At 59.6% G+C, this 21,078-nt stretch carries 14 protein-coding genes; 11 read left to right on the forward strand and 3 right to left on the reverse strand.

What is annotated here, in order from left to right; translation table 11 throughout:
• The first annotated feature begins 31 nt into the window (after positions 1 to 31).
• The 4 genes from purD to ACK9YZ_RS02680 all read left to right on the forward strand — a co-directional run bounded on the left by purD (position 32) and on the right by ACK9YZ_RS02680 (position 6,249).
• Positions 32 to 1,303 (forward strand): phosphoribosylamine--glycine ligase, encoded by a 1,272-nt coding sequence (gene purD / locus ACK9YZ_RS02665; protein WP_416065582.1) that lies wholly within the window; start codon positions 32 to 34, stop codon positions 1,301 to 1,303.
• 202 nt (positions 1,304 to 1,505) lie between these two features.
• Complete coding sequence (locus tag ACK9YZ_RS02670) at positions 1,506 to 1,958, forward strand: plant virulence effector HPE1-like domain-containing protein (protein ID WP_416065583.1); 453 nt, start codon at positions 1,506 to 1,508, stop codon at positions 1,956 to 1,958.
• Between the two features lie 365 nt (positions 1,959 to 2,323).
• Positions 2,324 to 4,147, forward strand: a complete 1,824-nt coding sequence (locus ACK9YZ_RS02675; protein ID WP_416065584.1) for a methyl-accepting chemotaxis protein — start codon at positions 2,324 to 2,326, stop codon at positions 4,145 to 4,147.
• A 278-nt stretch (positions 4,148 to 4,425) separates the two neighbouring features.
• Positions 4,426 to 6,249: a methyl-accepting chemotaxis protein gene (locus tag ACK9YZ_RS02680; protein ID WP_416065585.1), complete on the forward strand. Its 1,824-nt coding sequence runs from the start codon at positions 4,426 to 4,428 to the stop codon at positions 6,247 to 6,249.
• A 100-nt stretch (positions 6,250 to 6,349) separates the two neighbouring features.
• Here the strand turns inward: ACK9YZ_RS02680 and ACK9YZ_RS02685 are convergent, their stop codons facing one another.
• Positions 6,350 to 7,258, reverse strand: coding sequence for a LysR family transcriptional regulator (locus tag ACK9YZ_RS02685; RefSeq protein WP_416065586.1), 909 nt, complete (start codon positions 7,256 to 7,258; stop codon positions 6,350 to 6,352).
• Between the two features lie 97 nt (positions 7,259 to 7,355).
• Here ACK9YZ_RS02685 and ACK9YZ_RS02690 point away from each other — a divergent pair, with 97 nt between their 5' ends.
• Positions 7,356 to 7,565, forward strand: coding sequence for a tautomerase family protein (locus ACK9YZ_RS02690; protein WP_132652410.1), 210 nt, complete (start codon positions 7,356 to 7,358; stop codon positions 7,563 to 7,565).
• 50 nt (positions 7,566 to 7,615) lie between these two features.
• Here ACK9YZ_RS02690 and glyS read toward each other — a convergent pair whose 3' ends face one another.
• A complete protein-coding gene (gene glyS / locus ACK9YZ_RS02695) occupies positions 7,616 to 9,793 on the reverse strand; it encodes a glycine--tRNA ligase subunit beta (protein WP_416065587.1) in 2,178 nt (725 codons plus the stop codon).
• Positions 9,794 to 10,029: 236 nt separating this feature from the next.
• Between glyS and ACK9YZ_RS02700 the strand changes: the two genes are divergently transcribed.
• The 5 genes from ACK9YZ_RS02700 (at position 10,030) to ubiA (ending at position 16,300) form a co-directional block, all read left to right on the forward strand.
• Positions 10,030 to 12,339: a Tex family protein gene (locus ACK9YZ_RS02700; protein ID WP_416065588.1), complete on the forward strand. Its 2,310-nt coding sequence runs from the start codon at positions 10,030 to 10,032 to the stop codon at positions 12,337 to 12,339.
• Between the two features lie 133 nt (positions 12,340 to 12,472).
• A complete protein-coding gene (locus ACK9YZ_RS02705; RefSeq protein WP_416065589.1) occupies positions 12,473 to 13,732 on the forward strand; it encodes a class I SAM-dependent methyltransferase in 1,260 nt (419 codons plus the stop codon).
• Positions 13,733 to 13,779: 47 nt separating this feature from the next.
• Positions 13,780 to 14,358, forward strand: coding sequence for a histidine phosphatase family protein (locus tag ACK9YZ_RS02710; protein WP_216757207.1), 579 nt, complete (start codon positions 13,780 to 13,782; stop codon positions 14,356 to 14,358).
• Between the two features lie 117 nt (positions 14,359 to 14,475).
• Positions 14,476 to 15,285, forward strand: a complete 810-nt coding sequence (locus ACK9YZ_RS02715) for a MipA/OmpV family protein (protein WP_216757208.1) — start codon at positions 14,476 to 14,478, stop codon at positions 15,283 to 15,285.
• A 55-nt stretch (positions 15,286 to 15,340) separates the two neighbouring features.
• Entirely contained in the window at positions 15,341 to 16,300 is a 960-nt protein-coding gene (ubiA, locus tag ACK9YZ_RS02720) for a 4-hydroxybenzoate octaprenyltransferase (RefSeq protein ID WP_416065590.1), read from the forward strand.
• Positions 16,301 to 16,446: 146 nt separating this feature from the next.
• Here ubiA and ACK9YZ_RS02725 read toward each other — a convergent pair whose 3' ends face one another.
• Entirely contained in the window at positions 16,447 to 17,013 is a 567-nt protein-coding gene (locus tag ACK9YZ_RS02725) for a DUF6101 family protein (RefSeq protein WP_216757210.1), read from the reverse strand.
• A gap of 300 nt (positions 17,014 to 17,313) precedes the next feature.
• Between ACK9YZ_RS02725 and ACK9YZ_RS02730 the strand changes: the two genes are divergently transcribed.
• Positions 17,314 to 21,039, forward strand: coding sequence for a DUF1217 domain-containing protein (locus ACK9YZ_RS02730; RefSeq protein WP_416065591.1), 3,726 nt, complete (start codon positions 17,314 to 17,316; stop codon positions 21,037 to 21,039).
• Positions 21,040 to 21,078 lie beyond the last annotated feature (39 nt).

The following is a 21,078-nucleotide window of genomic DNA, read 5'->3' on the forward strand; positions in this document are numbered from 1 at the left end:
GGAAGCGCTCCAGCAGCAAAAGGGATCAGGCATGAAGGTTCTGTTGATCGGATCGGGCGGACGCGAGCACGCACTCGCCTGGAAGCTGGCGCAATCGCCGCTGATGACGGAATTCTACGCCGCACCCGGCAACCCCGGCATCGCCGAACATGCGACACTGGTCTTGGTCGATATCGATGACCACGATGCGGTCGTCGCCTTCTGCCGGCAAAAGGCGATCGATTTCGTCGTCGTCGGACCGGAAGCCCCGCTGGTTGCCGGCATCGCCGACAGGCTGCGCGCCGCAGGCTTTGCAGTCTTCGGCCCTTCAGCGGCCGCTGCCCAGCTCGAAGGCTCCAAGGGCTTCACCAAGGACATTTGCTCCCGCTACGACATTCCGACCGGTGCCTATCAGCGTTTCAACAACGCGCCAAAGGCCAAGGCCTATATTCGTGAGCAGGGCGCCCCGATCGTCGTCAAGGCCGATGGCCTCGCCGCCGGCAAGGGCGTCACGGTCGCCATGACGCTGGACGAGGCGCTGGCCGCGGTGGACGATTGTTTCGAAGGCGCTTTCGGGGAGGCAGGAGCCGAAGTCGTCGTCGAAGCCTATCTCGATGGAGAGGAAGCGAGCTTCTTCTGCCTTTGCGATGGAAAGAGTGCTCTGCCGCTGGCAACCGCACAGGATCACAAGCGCGTTGGCGAGGGCGATACCGGCCCGAATACCGGCGGTATGGGCGCCTATTCGCCGGCACCCGTCATGACGGCCGAGATGACCGAGCGCACGATGAAGGAGATCATCGAACCGACCATTCGCGGCATGGCCGAAAGCGGCCATGCCTTCAGCGGAGTTTTCTTTGCGGGCCTGATGATCACCGCCAAGGGGCCGGAACTCATCGAATACAATGTCCGCTTCGGCGATCCGGAATGCCAGGTGCTGATGATGCGGCTGAAGAGCGATCTCCTGCCGCTGTTGCTCGCCTGTGCCAACGGCACGCTGGACCAGTTCAAGGCGGAATGGACCGACGATCCGGCGCTGACCGTCGTCATGGCCTCGAAAGGCTATCCGGGCGCCTATGAGAAGAACACCCCGATCCTCGCACTGCCGGAAGCCGGTGAGGGAGAGAAGGTGTTTCACGCCGGCACATCGCTGAAGGATGGCGCGCTTGTCGCCACCGGCGGCCGCGTCCTGAACGTGACGGCGACGGGCCGCACGGTCGGCGAGGCAAAGGACCGCGCCTATGCTCTGCTGGACGGGGTGAAATGGGAAAACGGCTTCTGCCGCCGCGATATCGGCTGGCGCGCGGTCGAACGCGAAAAGGCATAGAGAGCGGCCGGACGACGGCTCGTTTCGCTAAACTTTTACCCTTTCTTCTGACGGGATGGAAACAAAGCTGCGTTAATCTGGCTCCTAATGCATCGGACCGAAAAGCATGAAGCGGTTTTCGGACAACCCGATGCTTGAACAAAAATTGAGAGCTGCGGACCGTTTTCCGGTCGCGGCTCTCAAGCGAGACGGAGTAGCGTTGATGCGTCAGATTTTCCTCAGTGCAGTATTTCTGCTGGCGGCTGGTTCCGCCATGGCTGCCTCGATCGAAGTGATCGGGCCGAGCAGGCCGAAGGAAGCCGGCAGCATCATCACTGAAACTTGCGGCCACTGCCCACCGCTCCGGGCGGAAGCCTCCAAGAAGGAGTATTCGGTACCGGAGCTGCGTCCCGGCGCTTTCCAGCAAGCAGAGGTCCGTGACGTCGACGGCGAGAAGAAGATTTATCGCACCGAAAACTGGATGGGCGGCTCTCCCGTTCTCTTTGTGAGCAAGGCCACCCCCGAACAGATGCTGGCCCTTGCCCCGCCCGTGCCCGCCGAGGGTATCGATAATGAGGCGACGGCGGCCGTGGTCGGCGGCAATGCGAAACCCATAGCGGCCGGCATGGAACAGACCGCGCCTCTCGACGCTTCCGCCTTCGAGCTCCGTTTCTGACGCGGCCCCGCCCAACCCGATCAGAATTTCGATGCAGGGCTCTACTGCAGCCGACTGAACGCACTTCTGAAGAAAAGCAGGGGTGCGTTATCCTTTGTAAGTTAGTATATTCTAATATAATTGATTGAAATAATGAATTGCTGCAACTTATACAGGTCTGCAAGAAGATGCCCATCAATTTTACTGGGCATGTGGAGTAGAAATACCGCGTTCGTTAAAAGATAATTTAGTCATTCACCTTAATTTTACTTACCGAGGGACCGGGGGACGCATGATTGCGCTAGCTCAGCGCGCGATGTTTCGCGCGCAGGTCGGGAGTTGACCGATCCGGGATACTGCTTTTCACCTTTTCCGTGAGGCCAATCATGAAGAAACTGAAGATTGCTCATCAGCTTTTTGCGCTGGTCGGTGTTTTGATGGCTGCATTTGCAGTCGCAACCTATTTTGAAATCCGTACATCCGAACAGGCGATCTATGACGAGCGCTTCGACATGCTTCGCACGCAGGTTGAATCGGGCATCTCGGTTCTCAACACGTTCTACGAACGCGAGAAGGCCGGCCAGATGACGCATGAGGCTGCCCAGGCAGAAGCCTTTGACATCCTGAAGCGCGTGACTTTCCAGCCATCAGGCTATCTTTTCGGCTTCGACTACAACGTCATCCAGCTCTTCCATCCGAGCCCAGTGAATCTCGGCAAGGACATGAGCGGCCAGGTCGACAAGACGGGCGCGAAATTCAGCCAAGCCCTTGTCGACCACGGCAAAGCTGGCGGCGGCCGCACCTACTATTATTGGACCAAGCCCGGTCAGCCGGAAGATCAGGTCTTTCTGAAGGGCGGCTATTCCAAGGCTTTCGAACCCTGGAAGGTCGTCGTTGGTACCGGCGTTTATCTCGACGACCTGCAGCAGAAGGTCAATGCCACAATCTGGAAGGCGCTGACTGCCTCGCTGATCGTCTTCGTCGGCGGCATGGCGGTTGCGGCTTATTTTATCCGCGGCATATCGAACCCTCTGAAGGACGTGCACACCGCGCTGCAGGCTGTTGCAGACGAAGATGTGTCGCTGAAGATCCCGCATACGGGCATGAACAACGAAGTCGGCATGATGGCGAAGGCGACGCAGGCGCTGCAGGAAAAGATCAGGGAACGTCACGCGATGTCCGATCGCGAGGCTGCCCAGCAGTTGGCGCTCGAAAGCGAGCGCGAAAGCAACCTGCGCCATCAGCAGGATGAAGCCTCGCTGCAGGCCCGCGTCGTCAGCACCATCGGCCAGGCGCTGGAGCAGATCGCCCACGGCGACCTGACGGTGCGTTGCGCCGACATCGGCCAGAAATACGCGGCCCTGCGCGACAACTTCAACGATGCGCTTTCGCATCTGGAAGCCGCCATGGCCCAGGTTAGCGCCAAGGGCGGCGATATCGGCGTCGCCAAGGAAGAAATCCGCCGTGCCTCCAACGAACTGTCGCAGCGCACCGAGCGCCAGGCCGCAAGCCTGGAGGAAACCTCGGCGGCTCTCGACGAGTTGACCGTCGCCGTCCGCCAGACGGCTGATGGTGCCCATGAGGCGAGCAAGCGGGTTCACTCGGTCTCGACCGAAGCCACCCATAGCGATGCGATCGTCACCCAGGCGATTGAAGCCATGAGCGGCATCGAAAAGTCGTCGTCGGAAATCACCAAGATCATCGGCGTCATCGACGAGATCGCCTTCCAGACGAACCTGCTGGCTCTGAATGCCGGTGTCGAGGCAGCGCGTGCCGGCGAAAGCGGCAAGGGCTTTGCCGTCGTCGCCCAGGAAGTCCGCGAACTGGCCCAGCGCTCGGCGGCTGCCGCCAAGGAGATCAAGGATCAGATCGCCCGCTCGTCCAGCCAGGTCGATCATGGCGTCCGCCTCGTCGGCGAGGCAGGCGAAGCGCTGAAGCGCATCTCCGATCAGATCAAGGCCGCCAACGAGATTGTCGCCAAAATCGCCCACAGCGCCTCCGAACAGGATACGACACTGCGCTCGATCTCGTCGTCGATGAACCAACTCGACGCCGCCACCCAGCAGAACGCCGCCATGGCCGAAGAGACCACGGCATCGGCCGAAACGCTGGCTGCCGACACCGACGAACTGCTCGGCCTTATCAGAGGCTTCCGCGTCGGCAACGCTGCCGCAGCTCCCGCTATGCATCAGGGTCGCCGCGCCGCATAAACGGGGCGCAGACATCAGGCCTTTTCATCACCAAAGCATTAGCGGCCGTCGGATGTAAATCCGGCGGTTTTGCTTTTGACACCCCCGGATTTATAGGGAGATTTTGTCCAAAATCTAATAAAATTAAAGCTTTATTATAGGATGAATGCCAATCGTAGCTAACCGGTCGCAGCATGTTCCTTTAGCAGCGGTAGATGCGTCGCCTTCATCCGGCGCGCTCGCACAGGCGGTATAAAACCGCACCGGAATGCAGCCACTCATTCCCGTTGCGAGGCATCATGAAAAATTTGAAAATATCGAAGCAGCTTATCTTGCTGGTCATCGGCCTGATGGTGGCGTTTGCAATCGCAACCACCCTCCAGGTCCGCTCCTCGGTCGATGCGATCTACAAGGAACGCTATGACATGCTGCGTTCGGAGGTCCAGTCCGCGGTCTCCGTTCTTAAGTTCTATCAGGCGAAGGTGACTTCAGGCGAAATGAAGCTGGAAGACGCCCAGAAACAAGCCTACGCCACCGTCAATGCTATGAAATACGATCCGGATGGCTATTTCTTCGGCTATGACTACGACGTCAAGATGATATTCCACTATGACGCCTCGAAAGTCGGGCAGATCAACAAGGGGCAGCCGGACAGCAAGGGCAAGCTCTATCGCGAAGAGCTGGTCAAGCTCGGGCAGCAGGGCGGTGGTCTTGTCGAATATTATTCCACAGCCAAACCCGGCCAGCCTGTTGGCGATTATCGCAAGACGGCCTATGCAATGGCCTTCGATCCCTGGAAGGTTGTTGTTAGTAGCGGCGTCTACATGGACGATCTCGATGCCCAGGTGAACGACAAGATCCTGGCGGCGCTGTCTGGCAGTATTGTCCTGTTCTTCTTCGCCCTTGTCGCCGCCTATCTGGTCATCCGCGGCATATCGAACCCTCTGAAGGACGTGCACACCGCGCTGCAGGCTGTTGCAGACGAAGATGTGTCGCTGAAGATCCCGCATACGGGCATGAACAACGAAGTCGGCATGATGGCGAAGGCGACGCAGGCGCTGCAGGAAAAGATCAGGGAACGTCACGCGATGTCCGATCGCGAGGCTGCCCAGCAGTTGGCGCTCGAAAGCGAGCGCGAAAGCAACCTGCGCCATCAGCAGGATGAAGCCTCGCTGCAGGCCCGCGTCGTCAGCACCATCGGCCAGGCGCTGGAGCAGATCGCCCACGGCGACCTGACGGTGCGTTGCGCCGACATCGGCCAGAAATACGCGGCCCTGCGCGACAACTTCAACGATGCGCTTTCGCATCTGGAAGCCGCCATGGCCCAGGTTAGCGCCAAGGGCGGCGATATCGGCGTCGCCAAGGAAGAAATCCGCCGTGCCTCCAACGAACTGTCGCAGCGCACCGAGCGCCAGGCCGCAAGCCTGGAGGAAACCTCGGCGGCTCTCGACGAGTTGACCGTCGCCGTCCGCCAGACGGCTGATGGTGCCCATGAGGCGAGCAAGCGGGTTCACTCGGTCTCGACCGAAGCCACCCATAGCGATGCGATCGTCACCCAGGCGATTGAAGCCATGAGCGGCATCGAAAAGTCGTCGTCGGAAATCACCAAGATCATCGGCGTCATCGACGAGATCGCCTTCCAGACGAACCTGCTGGCTCTGAATGCCGGTGTCGAGGCAGCGCGTGCCGGCGAAAGCGGCAAGGGCTTTGCCGTCGTCGCCCAGGAAGTCCGCGAACTGGCCCAGCGCTCGGCGGCTGCCGCCAAGGAGATCAAGGATCAGATCGCCCGCTCGTCCAGCCAGGTCGATCATGGCGTCCGCCTCGTCGGCGAGGCAGGCGAAGCGCTGAAGCGCATCTCCGATCAGATCAAGGCCGCCAACGAGATTGTCGCCAAGATCGCCCACAGCGCCTCCGAACAGGATACGACGCTGCGCTCGATCTCGTCGTCGATGAACCAACTCGACGCCGCCACCCAGCAGAACGCCGCCATGGCCGAAGAGACCACGGCATCGGCCGAAACGCTGGCTGCCGACACCGACGAACTGCTCGGCCTTATCAGAGGCTTCCGCGTCGGCAACGCCGCAGCCGCTCCCGCTATGCATCAGGGTCGCCGCGCCGCATAAACGGGGCGCAGACATCAGGCCTTTTCATCACCAAAGCATTAGCGGCCGTCGGATGTAAATCCGGCGGTCGTGTTCTTTTCAGCGGAGACGCGGGAAAGCGCTACATATTGCGCGCTGCATCGGAAACGCATGCCCGGAACCAGCGCTGCGCTGGATGTGCATCATTGCGCCGATGCCATGACAGGACAAAAGGAATGCTGTCGAGCGAGATGGGCGGCTCCAGCAAGGCGAGTTCGTCCGAATGGCCAGAAGCCGCCACGACACCAGCCATCAAGGTGGCGATCATGTTGGAGCGGGCAATCAGCAGCGGTGCGGCATACATATTCGGAAGGGTCAGCGCGAGCCGTCGCTGAAGCCCTTTTTTCGCCAGCGCCGCATCGACATGGCCGAAGCGCTCGTTCTCTGGCGAGACGAGCAGGTGCGGAAGAGCCAGAAATGCATCGAGATTGAGCGCGCTCCTTGCAGCCGGATGATCCTTCCTGACGATACAGACGAAACGCTCCTCGAACAGAGGCTGGGTCAGGATGCGTCCTGTTTTCGTTGCGGGCACGCCGACCGTAGCATCGACTTCTCCCGAATCCAGCAGGTCGATGGCGTCGTCACGCGCACTGAAATTCCTGACTTGCAACGTCGCGTCCGGAGCCACTTTCGCCAGAAGCGTAACGAACTGCGGGAGAAGCGCGAAAGTCGGATGGTCGGAAAGGCCGATCGTGAAAGTCGCAGATGTGCTTGAGGGATCGAACGCCTGGGTAAAATCAAGCGTGCGCTGGATTTCGGCAAGGGCACGCGACAAGGGTTCGGCGAGATCAAGCGCCCGTGGTGTCGGCTGCAGCCCCTGCGGTCCGCGCACCAGCAACTCGTCCTTGAGAAGGCTGCGCAATCGCGCCAAAGCAGCGCTCATCGCCGGCTGCGTTCGGCCGATGCGAATGCCGGCCTTCGTCACGCTCCGTTCTTTCATGAGCGCGTCGAAGGCGACAAGCAGATTGAGATCGATACCATGCAAATCCATGGCCTGGATGAATGCATATACCTCATATCGATTTCAAGCATGTTTCTGATGTCGCTAGGCTTGCCTGGTCGCAACGCAAACCAGGCAGGAGTTCATCATGCCATTCGCAAACTACAAGTTTCCCGAGGGTACTCTGACCGCAGAGCAGAAGGAGGATATCATTCTACGAACGACGGCCATGTTCGTCGACTTTTTCGGGGAGGGCGTTCGCCCCTACACCATGGTCCTCGTCGATGAGGTCGTCGACGGCGGTTATGGCCGCGCAGGCGAAACGCTCACCATCGCCAAGATGCAAAAGGAACGATGAGGGCAAAAGCAAAATGGGGCCGTTCGGCCCCATTTTTGTCTGTCGGCCGTTTAGCCGGCAATCTTCGAGAAGTCCGCCACCGTACCGGTCGCCGCGCGGATCATCCGCAGCAGTGCGAGACGGTTGGCGCGGATGGCGGCATCCTCGTCATTGACGAGCACGTCGGTGAAGAAGCGGTCGACGGGTGCGCGAAGCTTCGAGAGCGCTTCCATGGCCGAACGGAAATCTTCGTGAGCAACCGCGCCGGCAGCGTCGGACGAAGCCTTGGTGATGGCAGCGAACAGTTCCTTTTCGGCATCGAGCTTCAGCAGCGCTTCGGAAACACCGTCTGCAACAACGGTGCCCTTCTTCTCCTCGGCGGCCAGAAGCTGCGTGGCTCGCTTGGTGCCGGCAAGCAGGTTGATTCCATCTTCCGAGGTGATGAAGGCCGTCAGCGCCTCGACACGGCGGGCGACCATCAGGAGATCGTCAGCTTCAGGCGTCAGCACGGCATCGATGAGGTCGTGGCGAGCGCCCTGATCGCGTAGATAGACCTTCAGGCGATCGTGGAAGAACGAGAGCAGGTCGAACTGACGCGACAGGTCGTCTCCGTCAACACTTGCGCCGATATCGGAATCTATCCGCTGCATATGAGAGACGATGCGCGGCAGCAGCGTCACCCGGACGCGCTGTTCGAGCAGGATGCGGATGATGCCGAGTGCGGCGCGGCGCAGCGCAAACGGGTCCTTCGAGCCTGTCGGCTTCTCGTCAATCGCCCAGAAGCCGATGAGCGTATCAAGCTTGTCGGCAAGCGCTACGGTGATCGCCGCCCTGTCCTCGGGCACGCGGTCCGACGGACCCTGGGGCTTATAGTGATCTTCGATGGCCGTCGAAACGGAGATGTTTTCGCCCTGCAGAACAGCATATTTACGGCCCATGACGCCCTGTAGTTCCGGGAACTCTCCAACGGCTTCGGTGCGCAGGTCTGCCTTGCAGAGAACGACGGCGCGGTCCACGACCTTGTAGTCGGCGCTGGCAGGCAGGGCGATTTTGGCGGCCAGCGCCCGGATGCGCTCGACGCGGTCACCTTGCGTGCCGAGCTTGGCATGGAAGGTGACATCAAGCGCATCGAGCTTTGCCATGCGCTGGTCGAGCGGCTTCGTCAGGTCGAGATCGAATTTCTTCGCGGATGCTTCCAGCGTTTCGAGGTCCGGCAGGTTGCCCTGGTCGCGCTTCCAGAAATGCAGCGCATCGGAGAGGCGGGCGCGCACGACCTTACCATTGCCGTGAATGATTTCCTTGCCGCCATCCGTCGCCTGGATGTTGGAGACGAGAACGAATTTGTTCGAAAGCGTCTCCTCGCCCTGTTTGCGGGTGACGAAGCACTTCTGGTTCGTCTTGATCGTCAGGCGGATGATCTCCGAGGGGATCGAGAGATAATCTTCCTCGAAAGAGCCCATCAGCACCTGCGGCCATTCGACGAGGCCGGACACCTCTTCCAGCAGCCCTTCGTCTTCCACCAGTTCCAGTCCGCTGGCGAAAGCGATGTCGCGTGCGTCATGCAGGATGATGTCCTTGCGGCGCTCCGCGTCGAGAATGACTTTCGCCTTTTCGAGGTTCGAGACGTAGTCGTCGAAGCGCTTGACGGTAATGGCATCGGGCGCATGGAAGCGATGGCCATAGGTCACGTTGGAAGCGATGATACCGTCGATCTCGAAGGGGATGACTACGGTTTCTTCATGCTCGCTGCCGAAGGTGCACACGATCGATTGCAGCGGGCGAACCCAACGCAGCGAGCCGGGCTGCGAAGAAGCCTTGCCCCAGCGCATCGATTTCGGCCACGGAAAATCCTTGATGATGCCGGGCATGACTTCGGCGATGATCTCTTCGGCGGCTCTGCCTGGCTTGGAGATGACGGCGACGTAGAAATCGCCCTTCTTCGGATCGCTGACGATCCGCGCTTCGGAAACCGAGGACAGGCCGGCGCCGCGCAGGAAGCCTTCGATCGCCTTCTCGTTGGCGTCGGTGCGCGGCCCCTTGCGTTCTTCGCGGATATCGGCGGAGCGGGCCGTCAGGCCGTGAATGTCGAGTGTCAGGCGGCGCGGCGTCCAGTATTCACGCGCCCCCTCATAGGTCAGTCCTGCTTCCACCAGGGCATCGGTGAGGAGCTTCTTGAGGTCACCGGCGGCCTTGCGCTGCATGCGGGCGGGGATCTCTTCGGAGCGAAGTTCGAGAAGCAGGTTCGGCATGGTACTCTTTTCCTGGCGCCTGCAGGGCAGGCAATCAAAAATGGTCGCCTCTGCTACCAAAGAATGCCGCATCTGCACAACCGCAAAAACAGGAAGAGAAACGCTCAATTGCGCCTCAATCATGCCGCTTGAATCGGCAAGAGCGCTGCCTTCGACTGTGGAAAGCGGCGGCAGGCATTGCCTTGCTGCTTTTCGCCGCTATGGTCCGCCAACCCTAATAAACTGCAGGAAATCCCATGGCCGCTGACCTTCGTTCGCTCGCAGCAAGTATCTCCGCCGAAATCAATGCCCGGCCCGATCAGGCCAAGGCGGCGATCGAGCTGCTGGACGAGGGGGCGACAGTGCCGTTCATCGCGCGCTACCGCAAGGAAGTCACGGGCGGGCTCGACGATACGCAGCTCCGCACGCTGGCTGAGCGTCTCGTCTATCTGCGCGAGCTGGAATCCCGCCGCGATACGATCATCGACTCCATCAACGGCCAGGGCAAGATGACCGACGAGCTCATGGCAAAGCTTGCAGGCGCCGCCACCAAGGCCGAACTGGAAGATCTCTACCTGCCCTACAAGCCGAAGCGCCGCACCCGCGCCGAAATTGCCCGCGAGCGTGGGCTTGGGCCACTCGCCGAAGCGATCCTCGCCGACCGAGCCAAGGAGCCGGCCGCACTTGCAGAAGCCTATATCACCGCCGACGTTGCCGATGTGAAGACCGCCCTTGAAGGCGCGCGCGACATCGTCGCCGAAGGTTTTGCCGAAAATGCCGATCTGCTCGGCAAGCTGCGCGCCCATATGCGCAATGCCGCTCTTCTGAAAGCGAAGGTCGTGGAAGGCAAGGAAGCGACCGGCGAAAAATTCTCCGATTATTTCGACCATTCCGAACGCTGGGCGACGGCCCCCGGCCACCGCGCGCTCGCCATGCTGCGCGGCTGGAACGAGGAAGTGCTGACGCTGACGATCGAGGCCGATGCCGAGATCGCCTCGCCGAACAAGCCGGTCGAGCGGATGATTGCCGCAGCCTACGAGGTTGGTTCGGCGCGCCCCGGCGACCGCTGGCTGATGGATGTCGCAAGCTGGACCTGGCGCGTGAAGCTCTCCATGTCGCTCTCACTCGACCTGATGCGGGAGTTGCGCGAAAGAGCGGAAGAAGAGGCGATCCACGTCTTTGCCCGCAATCTCAAGGATCTCCTGCTGGCAGCGCCCGCGGGCTCTCGCGCCACGATGGGCCTCGATCCGGGCATCCGCACCGGTGTCAAGGTCGCCGTGATCGATGGAACGGGCAAGCTGCTCGATACGACCACCGTCTATCCGTTCCCGCCGAAGAATGACGTGCGCGGCACGCAGGCCGAGCTTGCCTCGCTCATCCGCAAACATAATGTCGAACTGATCGCGATCGGCAACGGCACCGGCAGCCGCGAGACGGAAAAGCTGGTGGCCGATATGCTGGCTGCACTGCCGGCGCCCAAGCCCACCAAGGTCATCGTGTCGGAAGCCGGCGCCTCCGTCTACTCGGCGTCGGAAACCGCAGCGGCAGAATTCCCGCAGCTCGACGTTTCGCTGCGCGGCGCCGTCTCCATCGCCCGTCGCCTGCAGGATCCGCTCGCCGAGCTCGTCAAGATCGAGCCGAAGTCGATCGGCGTCGGTCAGTACCAGCATGATGTCGATCAGACCAAGCTCTCGCGTTCGCTCGACGCTGTCGTGGAAGATGCCGTGAATGCCGTCGGTGTCGATCTCAACACCGCGTCCGCCCCACTCCTGTCACGTGTTTCCGGCCTTGGCCGCTCGATTGCCGATGCCATCGTCCTGCATCGCGACCAGAATGGCGCTTTCGAAAGCCGCAAGGATCTCTTGAAAGTCGCGCGCCTTGGACAGCGCACCTTCGAGCAAGCGGCCGGCTTCCTGCGCATCCTGAATGGCAAGGAGCCGCTCGATGCGTCTTCCGTGCATCCGGAGGCCTATGGCGTGGCAAAGAAGATCGTCGCCGCCTGCGGCCGTGACCTGCGTTCGCTGATGGGCGACAGCGTCACCCTGAAGGCGCTCGACCCGCGTAAGTTTATCGACGAGAAGTTCGGCCTGCCGACGGTCAAGGATATCATTGCCGAGCTGGATAAGCCCGGCCGCGATCCGCGCCCGAGCTTCAAGACCGCGACCTTTGCGGAAGGCATCGATGAAATCGGCGACCTGAAGCCGGGCATGATGCTGGAAGGCACTGTCACCAATGTCGCCGCTTTCGGCGCTTTCGTCGATATCGGCGTGCATCAGGATGGTCTGGTTCATGTTTCGCAGCTCGCCGACCGCTTCATCAAGGATCCTCACGAAATCGTGAAAGCGGGCGACGTGGTCAAGGTGCGGGTGGTCGAAGTCGACGTGAAGCGCAAGCGCATCGGTCTCTCGATGCGCAAGGATGATGGCGCTCCAGCGGGTTCGCTACGCGGTGAGTCGCGAGGAAATGCAGGCTCGCGCCCGCAACAAGAGCGCCGCCCGGCGCCGGCAAAGCCGCAGAGCCAGGGCGCCTTTGGGGCTGCACTTGCCGAAGCGATGAAGCGAAAATAAGAGCTTAGGCCCCGAATTGGCAAAAATGTCACACTTTGGCAATTGAATCTGCGGAGTGCTAAATCCGGCGCTTGTCAGGCAGAAGAGAGCTATTAAGTTGATGTGACCATCCTGTCACATTTGCGAGGCGTCCATGGCGTCGGCATTCTTATCGATTGTCCAAAAAATTGTCCGAAAGGGTTCTTTGGCCCTTACTCTTGCCAACGGCGAGACCCACACGATTGGCGACGGCACCGGCGAACCGGTTGCCGTGCGTCTTGCCGATCAGGAAGCAGAGGATGCGATCCGTCGCGATCCGACGCTGAAGCTCGGCGAAATGTATATGGAAGGCCGGTTCATTCTCGAACAAGGCAACATTTACGACTTCCTCGAACTGGTGAAGCAGAACACCACCAACGAAATCTTCGATTTCAAGATGGCAGTCCTGCTGATGGGCCGCATCGCCATGCAGCAGCTGAAGAGCCGCATGCCGGTCAATCACAACAAGCGTAATGTCGCCCACCATTACGACCTGTCGGAAAAGCTCTTCGAACTCTTCCTCGATGAGGATTGGCAATATTCCTGCGCCTATTTCGATCCGCCTGGCATTGGCCTTGAGGAAGCGCAGGTCGCCAAGAAGCGCCACATCGCGGCTAAGCTGATGCCGCAGCCGAACCAGCGGGTGCTGGAAATCGGCTCCGGCTGGGGCGGCATGGCCATGTATCTGGCGGAATCCACCCCCGGCCTTGATGTCACCGGCATCACGCTCAGCGAAGAGCAATTGAAGATTTCCCGCGAACGGGCAGAGAAACGCGGTCTTTCCGATCGCGTCCGCTTCGAGCTGCAAGATTATCGGTATCTCACCGGCAAGAAATTCGACCGCATCGTCTCTGTCGGCATGTTTGAACATGTCGGCATCGGCAATTACGGCAACTTCTTCAAGAAGGTGCACGAGCTATTGGATGACAACGGCGTCATGCTGCTGCATTCGATCGCCCGTCCGAAGCCGAGTTTTGCGACCAACGCCTTCATCGAGAAGTATATTTTCCCGCAGGGCTACATTCCCTCGATCGCCGAAACGCTGGTCCCGCTCGAAAAGGCCGGCCTGCTGACCCGTGACGTCGAGGTGCTGCCGCTGCATTATGCCTACACGCTGCGCCACTGGCGTGAGCGCTTCGTGGCCCGCAAGGCAGAGGCCGTCGCACTGTACGACGAGAACTTCTTCCGCATGTGGGAATTCTATCTGGCCGGTTCCGAAATAGGCTTCCGCTGGGACGAACTTTTCATCGAGCAGATCCAGATCACCAAGAGCCAGTTCGCGACGCCTGACAACCGGAATTACATTCCGCAGAACGAGGCGAAGCTTAGGGAGTTCGAGGCGACGCGTCCGCCATTGGAAAAGTTCACCTTCTGATATCGAAGCGCGGCCCGGCCGCGCTTTTTCTTTTTGGAGAGACGGATATGAGCGCATTTCCCGAAATCACTCTCGTACGCCATGGCGAAACGGCATGGTCGCTGTCCGGCCAGCATACCGGCCGCAGCGATATTCCGCTCACCGCCAATGGCGAAGCTGCGGCCCGCGCGCTTGCTCCGCGGCTTGCGGGTCTTTCCGTCTCCGCGGTCTGGTCGAGCCCTTCGCAGCGAGCCCGTTACACCTGCGCGCTTTCGGGTTTCGGGGAAGGGGTGATCATCAAGCCCGATCTCGCCGAATGGGACTATGGCGCTTACGAAGGCATCACGACCAAGGAAATCCTCTCGAAGCGCCCCGGCTGGCAGCTTTTTCGCGATGGTTGCCCGGATGGCGAAGCAGCAGCCGATGTCGGCGCCCGTGCCGATCGCATCATCGCGGAGCTTCGGCAGATCAGTGCGCCGGTCCTGATCTTTTCGAGCTCGCATTTCCTGCGTGTGCTCGGCGCCCGCTGGCTCGGCCTGCCGCCGGAAGATGGCTCCCGTTTCATTCTGGATACGACGAGCATCAGTGTTCTCGGCTATGAGCACGATTTGACCGAACCGGTCATTCGCCGCTGGAACCAGAAGTAATTTCCGATCCCTTCGATCTCGCCGCCGTGGTTAAGATTGAGGTAAGACCCTCGCTATAAATGTACCGATCGCCGCCGTCCGCGGCCGTTCTTGTATTGCGTTTTCTGGAGTGCGGATGTGTTTAATCGATCTGTCGTATCGATCTCTTTAGCTATTGCCCTTGTTTCTTTCGGCACCGCGTCTGCTCAGGAAGGCGGCCACTGGTGGTCCGGTGACTGGTATCTGAAGGTCGGTGTATCAGGCTTTTCCGCTCCGAAGTTCGAGGGGGCGTCGAGCAACGAATTCAAGTTCAGCCCGCTGATCTCGATGGGCCGCCAGGGTCCCGGTCCGCGCTTTTCCTCGCGCAATGACAATCCTTCTTTCGCGCTCGTCGATAATAGCGGTTTTCGCGCCGGTATCGTTGGCCGCTACGTGCCGCAGCGTGACCAAGATGACGACAGCGATCTGCGCGGCCTGAAGAAGGTCAAATGGGGTGCCGAAATCGGTGGCTTCGCCGAAGTCTATCCGACCGACTGGCTGCGTGCCCGCGCCGAACTGCGCCAGGGTATCCGCTCCCATGACGGCCTCGTGGCCGACGTGGCGCTCGATGCCTTCACCGATATCGCGCCCGACCTGCAACTGTCAGGCGGCCCGCGTGCCACCTTTGCAACGAGCGGCTATTTTCATTCCTATTACGGCGTCAATGAAGCGCAGTCGGCTGCAAGCGGGCTGAAGCCTTATGATCCCTCGGGCGGCATCCAGTCCTACGGTGCCGGCACTGCGCTCACCTGGAACGCGACGGAGAATCTGTCGACGAGCGCCTTTGCGGAATACAAGCGCCTCGCCGGTCCGGCGGCTGACAGCAGCCTTGTGCGCGAGCGTGGTTCCAAGAACCAGTTCCTGATCGGCGTGTCCGCAAGCTACAAGTTCAATTTCACGCTGAACTGAGCCGGCTGCGTGGTCGTGCCTTGACCATGGAGCCCAGCCGCCGCTAGATGGTTCCATGCAACAGATTGACGGTCTTAACGGGCGCGTTGCCGATGCGCCCTCGGATAACTGGGTTTATCGGATCCTGCCGCCCTGGCTGTGGCCCTATGCGCAGCTTGCGCGCTGGGACCGGCCGATCGGCTGGCAGCTCCTCATGTGGCCGTGCTTCTGGTCGGCGACGCTCGCTGCCAATGCGGCAATCGAACCGCGCGTCTTCTCCGGCGCCCTGCTGCTCTATCATCTGTTTCTGTATTTCCTCGGAGCGGTCGCCATGCGCGGCGCCGGCTGCACTTATAATGACCTTGTCGACCACGAGATCGACATGCAGGTGGCGCGCACCCGCTCGCGTCCGCTGCCGTCCGGTCGCGTGAACCGCCGTCAGGCGAAGATTTTCATCGGCCTGCAGGCGCTGGTCGGCCTGTTCGTGTTACTGCAGTTCAACTGGTTTGCCGTCCTTCTGGGTGTGCTGTCGCTCGGTATTGTCGCGCTCTATCCGTTTGCCAAACGCTTTACCGACTGGCCGCAATTCTTCCTCGGTCTCGCCTTTTCCTGGGGTGCGCTCATGGGTTGGGCGGGGATTTTCGGCACTCTGGCCTTCCCGGCCATCCTCCTTTATGCCGCTTCCGTCGTCTGGACGATCGGTTACGACACGATCTACGCCCACCAGGACAAGGAGGATGACGAGCTGATAGGGGTTCGTTCCACCGCCCGGCTGTTCGGCGACCGCACGCACCTGGCGCTTATCGGCCTCTATGGCCTGACGCTCGTACTGATGTTCCTGTCCTTCGCACTTGCTGGCGTCGGACTTCTCGCCTTCATCGGTCTGCTGATCGCGGCCGGCATGTTTGCCTGGCAGATCAGGACGCTCGATATCAATGACGGCACCCAGTGCTTAGCGCTCTTCAAATCGAACACTCGCGTCGGGCTGATTATTTTCCTTGGCCTGTTCGTTTCGCTGCTGTTCGCCATTCCTTGACCGCAAAATGAAAAAACCGGCAAAGCACCGGCCCGAAAATCGAGATCGATTTTCGAAGAGCCTGATGCGCAGATCAAAAATAGAGCGCTGTGCGGGACGCACAGCGCTCTGGGGCCGGGTTCGTAATGAGGTTCTGAGTCTATCGCTCAGTTGCGGGCGATGATTTCCTTGCCCTCGATCTTCATGATGACGCCGAGCTTGCCGGTCGTGCGACGCACGAGGAAGCGCGGCCGACGGTTTGCGAAATAGGAATGGCGACGGCGCGGCTTCATTTCGCTGGTGCGCAGGCCGCCGAGATGCTCCTCGAGCGGGCGGGCGACGCCGTCGGCTTCCACCATCAGCATCGGAATGCCGAAGGCTTCCGACCAGCTGCGCCAGTCGGCGGCAATATCGCCGAGATCATGGGCGACGAGCAGCGGAATGCAGAGTTCCGGATCTTCATGATGCAATTCGAGCGTCACAGTGACTTCGCCGTTGCCGTGGTCGATCGCGCGGGCCGCAACGCCCTTGAAAACACGACGCGGCAGGGCGATGGAGAGCGGCAGGCCGCTGGAGGGGAGGATCTTGCGCAGGACAGCGCCGCGTTCGTCGATCGTTATGCTGACGTCACCGGCATCGTCGTGGATGGCATAGCTCACCTGCTGCGGAAAGCGAGACGGATCAAGACGCAATGTCGTGCCAGCCCAGACGGGCTTCAGAACGGTATTCTTCATTTCATTTCTACCCTTGTCTTACCTGAGAGCCGGTTTCCGGTCTTCTCCTTGGGACTTTTCGTCCTCTGTGGCTCGACAATAGGCGGCCCCCGTTCCGTACAGCTTAAAAATTGCGGTTAAAGAAATCCTGCCTCCGGGAATGGTTAGCAAAACTGAATATGGCAGGGTTTCCAGATGGTGAACGCCCCCGTGTCTTAAAGCGGGACAGCTTCAGGTAAGTCTCGGGTAAGTTTTGCGTGGCAAAATGCTCACACCAATGGTCCGTCATTCTTTAAAGACTTTGCTGAAAAGGGCGCATTTATGATCACGGCATCCCTGGCATACACCATTCTGTCTCGCGATATGCCGAAGAGCCTCGACCGCGTCGCCAATCAGGCCCAGGTCAAGAAAGACGCCCAATATTACGCCGACAACATCAACAAGGTGAAAGACGTCGACGACTTCCTTGGCGACTACAAGCTCTACAGCTACGCCATGAAAGCCTACGGTCTCGACGACATGATCTATGCGAAGGCCTTCATGAAGAAGGTCCTGCAAAGCGACCTCACGGACGCAAACAGCTTCGCCAACAAGCTCTCCGACACACGTTACAAGGAATTTGCCGCCGCCTTCAATTTCAACGCGCCGCCCAAGGATATTCAGACGGACGCGCAGGAAGACGATCTGATCGGCCTCTACAAGCAGTCCTTTGCCAATGCGGCACAACAGACTGCCACTGAGACGAAATATTACAGCGCGCAGATGGACGATGTGAAGACCGTCCAGGACTTCGTCGGCAATTCCCGTCTCCTGAATTACGCGTTGAAGAGCGTCGGCATCGACCCGACCTACATGTCGAAGGACTATATTGCTGGTGTCCTGACCACCGACATCAGCAAGCTTGGTGGCAATGCTCCTGATACGAGCGATCCGGCTTACGATCCGACCAAGACATATGTCGGTGACAAGCTCTATGCGCTCGCCCAGCAATTCAACTTCAAACCCGACAATGGCGACACACAGTATTTCCGCGACAATATCGGTTCGGTGCAGTCGGTCGACGACCTTCTAGCCGATCCGCGCCTGCGCACGGTGGCGCTGCAGTCCGTCGGCGTCGATCCGGCAACGGCCGATAACGCTTTCATCAGGATGGTGCTGACAAGCGATCCGGCCACACTCGGCGGCGATGCGCCCCTCAACAACCCCGATCCGTCGCTCAACTATGTCGGCGACAAATACAAGGAACTTCGTTCCTATTTCAACTTCAACGCCGATGGTTCGGTCAGTGGTTCGGCGCAGAATTCCGGCCAGACCGACTCGGTCGCGGAACTATACGCCTTCCGCGCTCCCGTAGTCGGCGCCGCCCAGACTGCGACGCAGAAGAACAACGTCATCGAACAGTATAATATCAAGACTGCAACGCAGATCGTCGACCGCGACGGCACGGCCAGCGATGTGTACTATACCAGCCCGGTGATGTCCGATCTCAACAAGAGCTACTATCTGTCCAAGATCGGCACGATCACCAATGTCGATCAATTGGTCAACGACAAGCGGCTTGCAGACTACGTTCGCTCCGCGTTCGGCATGGATCCGGGCTTTACGCAGCTGAAAAGCGTTCTGACCGATCCTGCCTATGCTCGTTCGGTCGATTTGGGAAGCGCCTACGAGGCCTTCAATTTCAAGTCAGACGGTACGGTCTCTCCGACGGAGCGTGCGCAGTCCTATGGCCAGTTGACAGGTATAGTGAATGGCGCGACGAACGTCTCGAGCTACTTCTCGAACATGATGATGCCGCCGGGTGGGGTCAGCCCGATCGACAATGTCGACGAACTGCTGTCCGACAAGATGCTGACCTCCTATATCAAGGATGCCTACGGCCTCGGTCAGGATTTCAGCAATGCCGAACTGAAGAACATCCTCACGGATTCCACCTATGCCGGCACCGCAGGCCATCAGAACATCCATGATGCCTTCAATTTCAATGCGGATGGCTCGGTCACCTTTCAGACGCAGCCGGATGGCAGTGTTGTCGGCGCCCAAAGTGCTCTCCAGCTTCAGGGCATCAATCAGCTGGCCGCGAACAACTCCTCGTATTATCAGGTCAAGCTCGGCGACCTTTCCAACAATGGTTCGACCTCGGCAGTCGACATGTTCCTGGCCGACAGCAAGCTGGTCAGCTTCCTGCGCACCAGCATGCAGATCGGCAACGACATCAGCGACACTACGCTTCGCGGCATTCTGACCGATCCGACGGTCGCGGCTGCCCAGGGCTATAGCGACGTCTATCAGCTCTTCAATTTCCACCAGGACGGCACGGTCGCCCAAAACACCCTGTCGCAGAGCGCCGGCCAGGTGGCCGAGATGACCAAGAAGGCAGACGACGCCGCCACCTATTACGGCAGCACGATGCCTTCGATCACAAGCGTCGATCAGTTGCTGGGCGACCAGAAGCTCAACAGTTACATCCGTTATGCCTTCAGTATTCCGACGAGCGTTTCGGATGCCGATTTGCGCAACATCCTCGTCGATCAGAGCGACACCGGACCCTATGCCAATGTGAAGGCGGCGTTCAATTTCGCGGCGGACGGCACTGTCACTCCCGGTTGGGCGCAGACCTCCGCACAGATGGCCTCTGTGAATTCGGCAGCTAACGCGCGGGAACAAGGCGTTCTGGACCGGATGGGCGACGTCAATGATGTCGATCAGCTCCTCGCTGACTCGTCCCTGACGGATTATCTGAAGATGGCCTATAATCTGGCCTACGACACGAGCGACGCCGAGTTGAGGAATATCCTCACCGACCCGACGCATGCCGCTTCCGTCGGCCAAAGCGATCTCAACGCTGCCTTCAATTTCGCGGCCGACGGTTCGCTGCCGACCTCGACGACCGCCCAGACCGGTGAGCAGACGATCAACACGTCAGATAATTACGGCGCTCGCGCCAACAATCAGGGCGACGATCTCATTGACCGTATCATCGCGAACTACAAGTCGCGAATGGACGACGCCAAGGGCGTAAAGAGCATCAATGATTTCATGAAAACCAATGCCACCGCCGATACGCTTCTCAGCAACAACTCCTATCCGGATCTTTATCAGATGGCGCTGCAGGCTTACGGCCTGACGACGAACGATGTCTCGCGCTCCACCATGCGCAAGCTGCTTGCGAGCGACCCCTATGATCCGAAGGGATATGTCGCATCCTTCAAGGACGACCGCATCACCAAGATGGTGCGCGCGTTCAACTTCGGTGCTGACGGTAAGGCTGCCGAGCCCCTGTCGGCTCTCTCCGCCGCCACGATGGCGAAATATGCGACCGATTATAAGTCGCATGCGACCATGCTGATGAAAGACGGTCCCGCAAAGGACCGCGCTTCCAAGGATGCCACCAAGGAAGTGGATTATTTCGGCAAGACCATACCAACCGTAACTTCGCTCGACGATTTCCTGGCCGACAAACGCCTGACGGATCTGGTCCTGAAAGCAAACGGTCTCGATCCGAAGAAGTACGACAAGGATACGCTGAAGAAGATCTTCACCTCCGATCCTGATGACAAGAAGAGCTATCTCAACACCACGGCTGACGCGCGCTTCAAGGAGATCGTCGCTTCCTTCAATTTCGACAAGGACGGCAACCTGACACGCGCCAAGATGGGTACGATCCAGGACAAGCAGGCCGAGGCGAATACGCAGCAGCAGTATGTGCAGATGACCCTGGAAACCCAAGAGGGCGAAAAGAATGATGGCGTTCGCCTGGCGCTCTATTTCAAGCGAAAGGCTGGTGACGTCACCTCACTCTACAACATTCTTGGCGACAAGGCACTCTATCAGGTCATCCAGACGACCTACAGCCTGCCGGCGCAGATTTCGTCGATGGACGTGGCCAAGCAGGTCGATCTTCTTGGCCGTTTCGTCAAGCTGGAGGACCTGCAGGATCCCAAGAAGGTCGACAAGCTCGTCAAGCGCTTCACAGCCATGTACGATATCCAGAACAATACGCAGCAATCGCCGGCGCTTCAGCTTCTGACCGGCGGCACCGGCTAGACCGCATCGCTGCTTTGATAATGGTGTGAGCCTCCCAGA

The organism is Rhizobium sp. ZK1 (assembly GCF_047782645.1).
Taxonomy (GTDB): domain Bacteria; phylum Pseudomonadota; class Alphaproteobacteria; order Rhizobiales; family Rhizobiaceae; genus Rhizobium.

Bases quoted from the DNA above. Each gene is read 5' to 3' on its own strand.
- ACK9YZ_RS02680 (WP_416065585.1), top strand. From the start codon at position 4,426: ATGAAAAATTTGAAAATATCGAAGCAGCTTATCTTGCTGGTCATCGGC.
- purD (WP_416065582.1), top strand. From the start codon at position 32: ATGAAGGTTCTGTTGATCGGATCGGGCGGACGCGAGCACGCACTCGCC.
- ACK9YZ_RS02710 (WP_216757207.1), top strand. From the start codon at position 13,780: ATGAGCGCATTTCCCGAAATCACTCTCGTACGCCATGGCGAAACGGCA.
- ACK9YZ_RS02700 (WP_416065588.1), top strand. From the start codon at position 10,030: ATGGCCGCTGACCTTCGTTCGCTCGCAGCAAGTATCTCCGCCGAAATC.
- ACK9YZ_RS02675 (WP_416065584.1), top strand. From the start codon at position 2,324: ATGAAGAAACTGAAGATTGCTCATCAGCTTTTTGCGCTGGTCGGTGTT.
- ACK9YZ_RS02685 (WP_416065586.1), bottom strand. From the start codon at position 7,258: ATGGATTTGCATGGTATCGATCTCAATCTGCTTGTCGCCTTCGACGCG.
- ACK9YZ_RS02725 (WP_216757210.1), bottom strand. From the start codon at position 17,013: ATGAAGAATACCGTTCTGAAGCCCGTCTGGGCTGGCACGACATTGCGT.
- ubiA (WP_416065590.1), top strand. From the start codon at position 15,341: ATGCAACAGATTGACGGTCTTAACGGGCGCGTTGCCGATGCGCCCTCG.
- glyS (WP_416065587.1), bottom strand. From the start codon at position 9,793: ATGCCGAACCTGCTTCTCGAACTTCGCTCCGAAGAGATCCCCGCCCGC.
- ACK9YZ_RS02730 (WP_416065591.1), top strand. From the start codon at position 17,314: ATGATCACGGCATCCCTGGCATACACCATTCTGTCTCGCGATATGCCG.
- ACK9YZ_RS02670 (WP_416065583.1), top strand. From the start codon at position 1,506: ATGCGTCAGATTTTCCTCAGTGCAGTATTTCTGCTGGCGGCTGGTTCC.
- ACK9YZ_RS02705 (WP_416065589.1), top strand. From the start codon at position 12,473: ATGGCGTCGGCATTCTTATCGATTGTCCAAAAAATTGTCCGAAAGGGT.
- ACK9YZ_RS02690 (WP_132652410.1), top strand. From the start codon at position 7,356: ATGCCATTCGCAAACTACAAGTTTCCCGAGGGTACTCTGACCGCAGAG.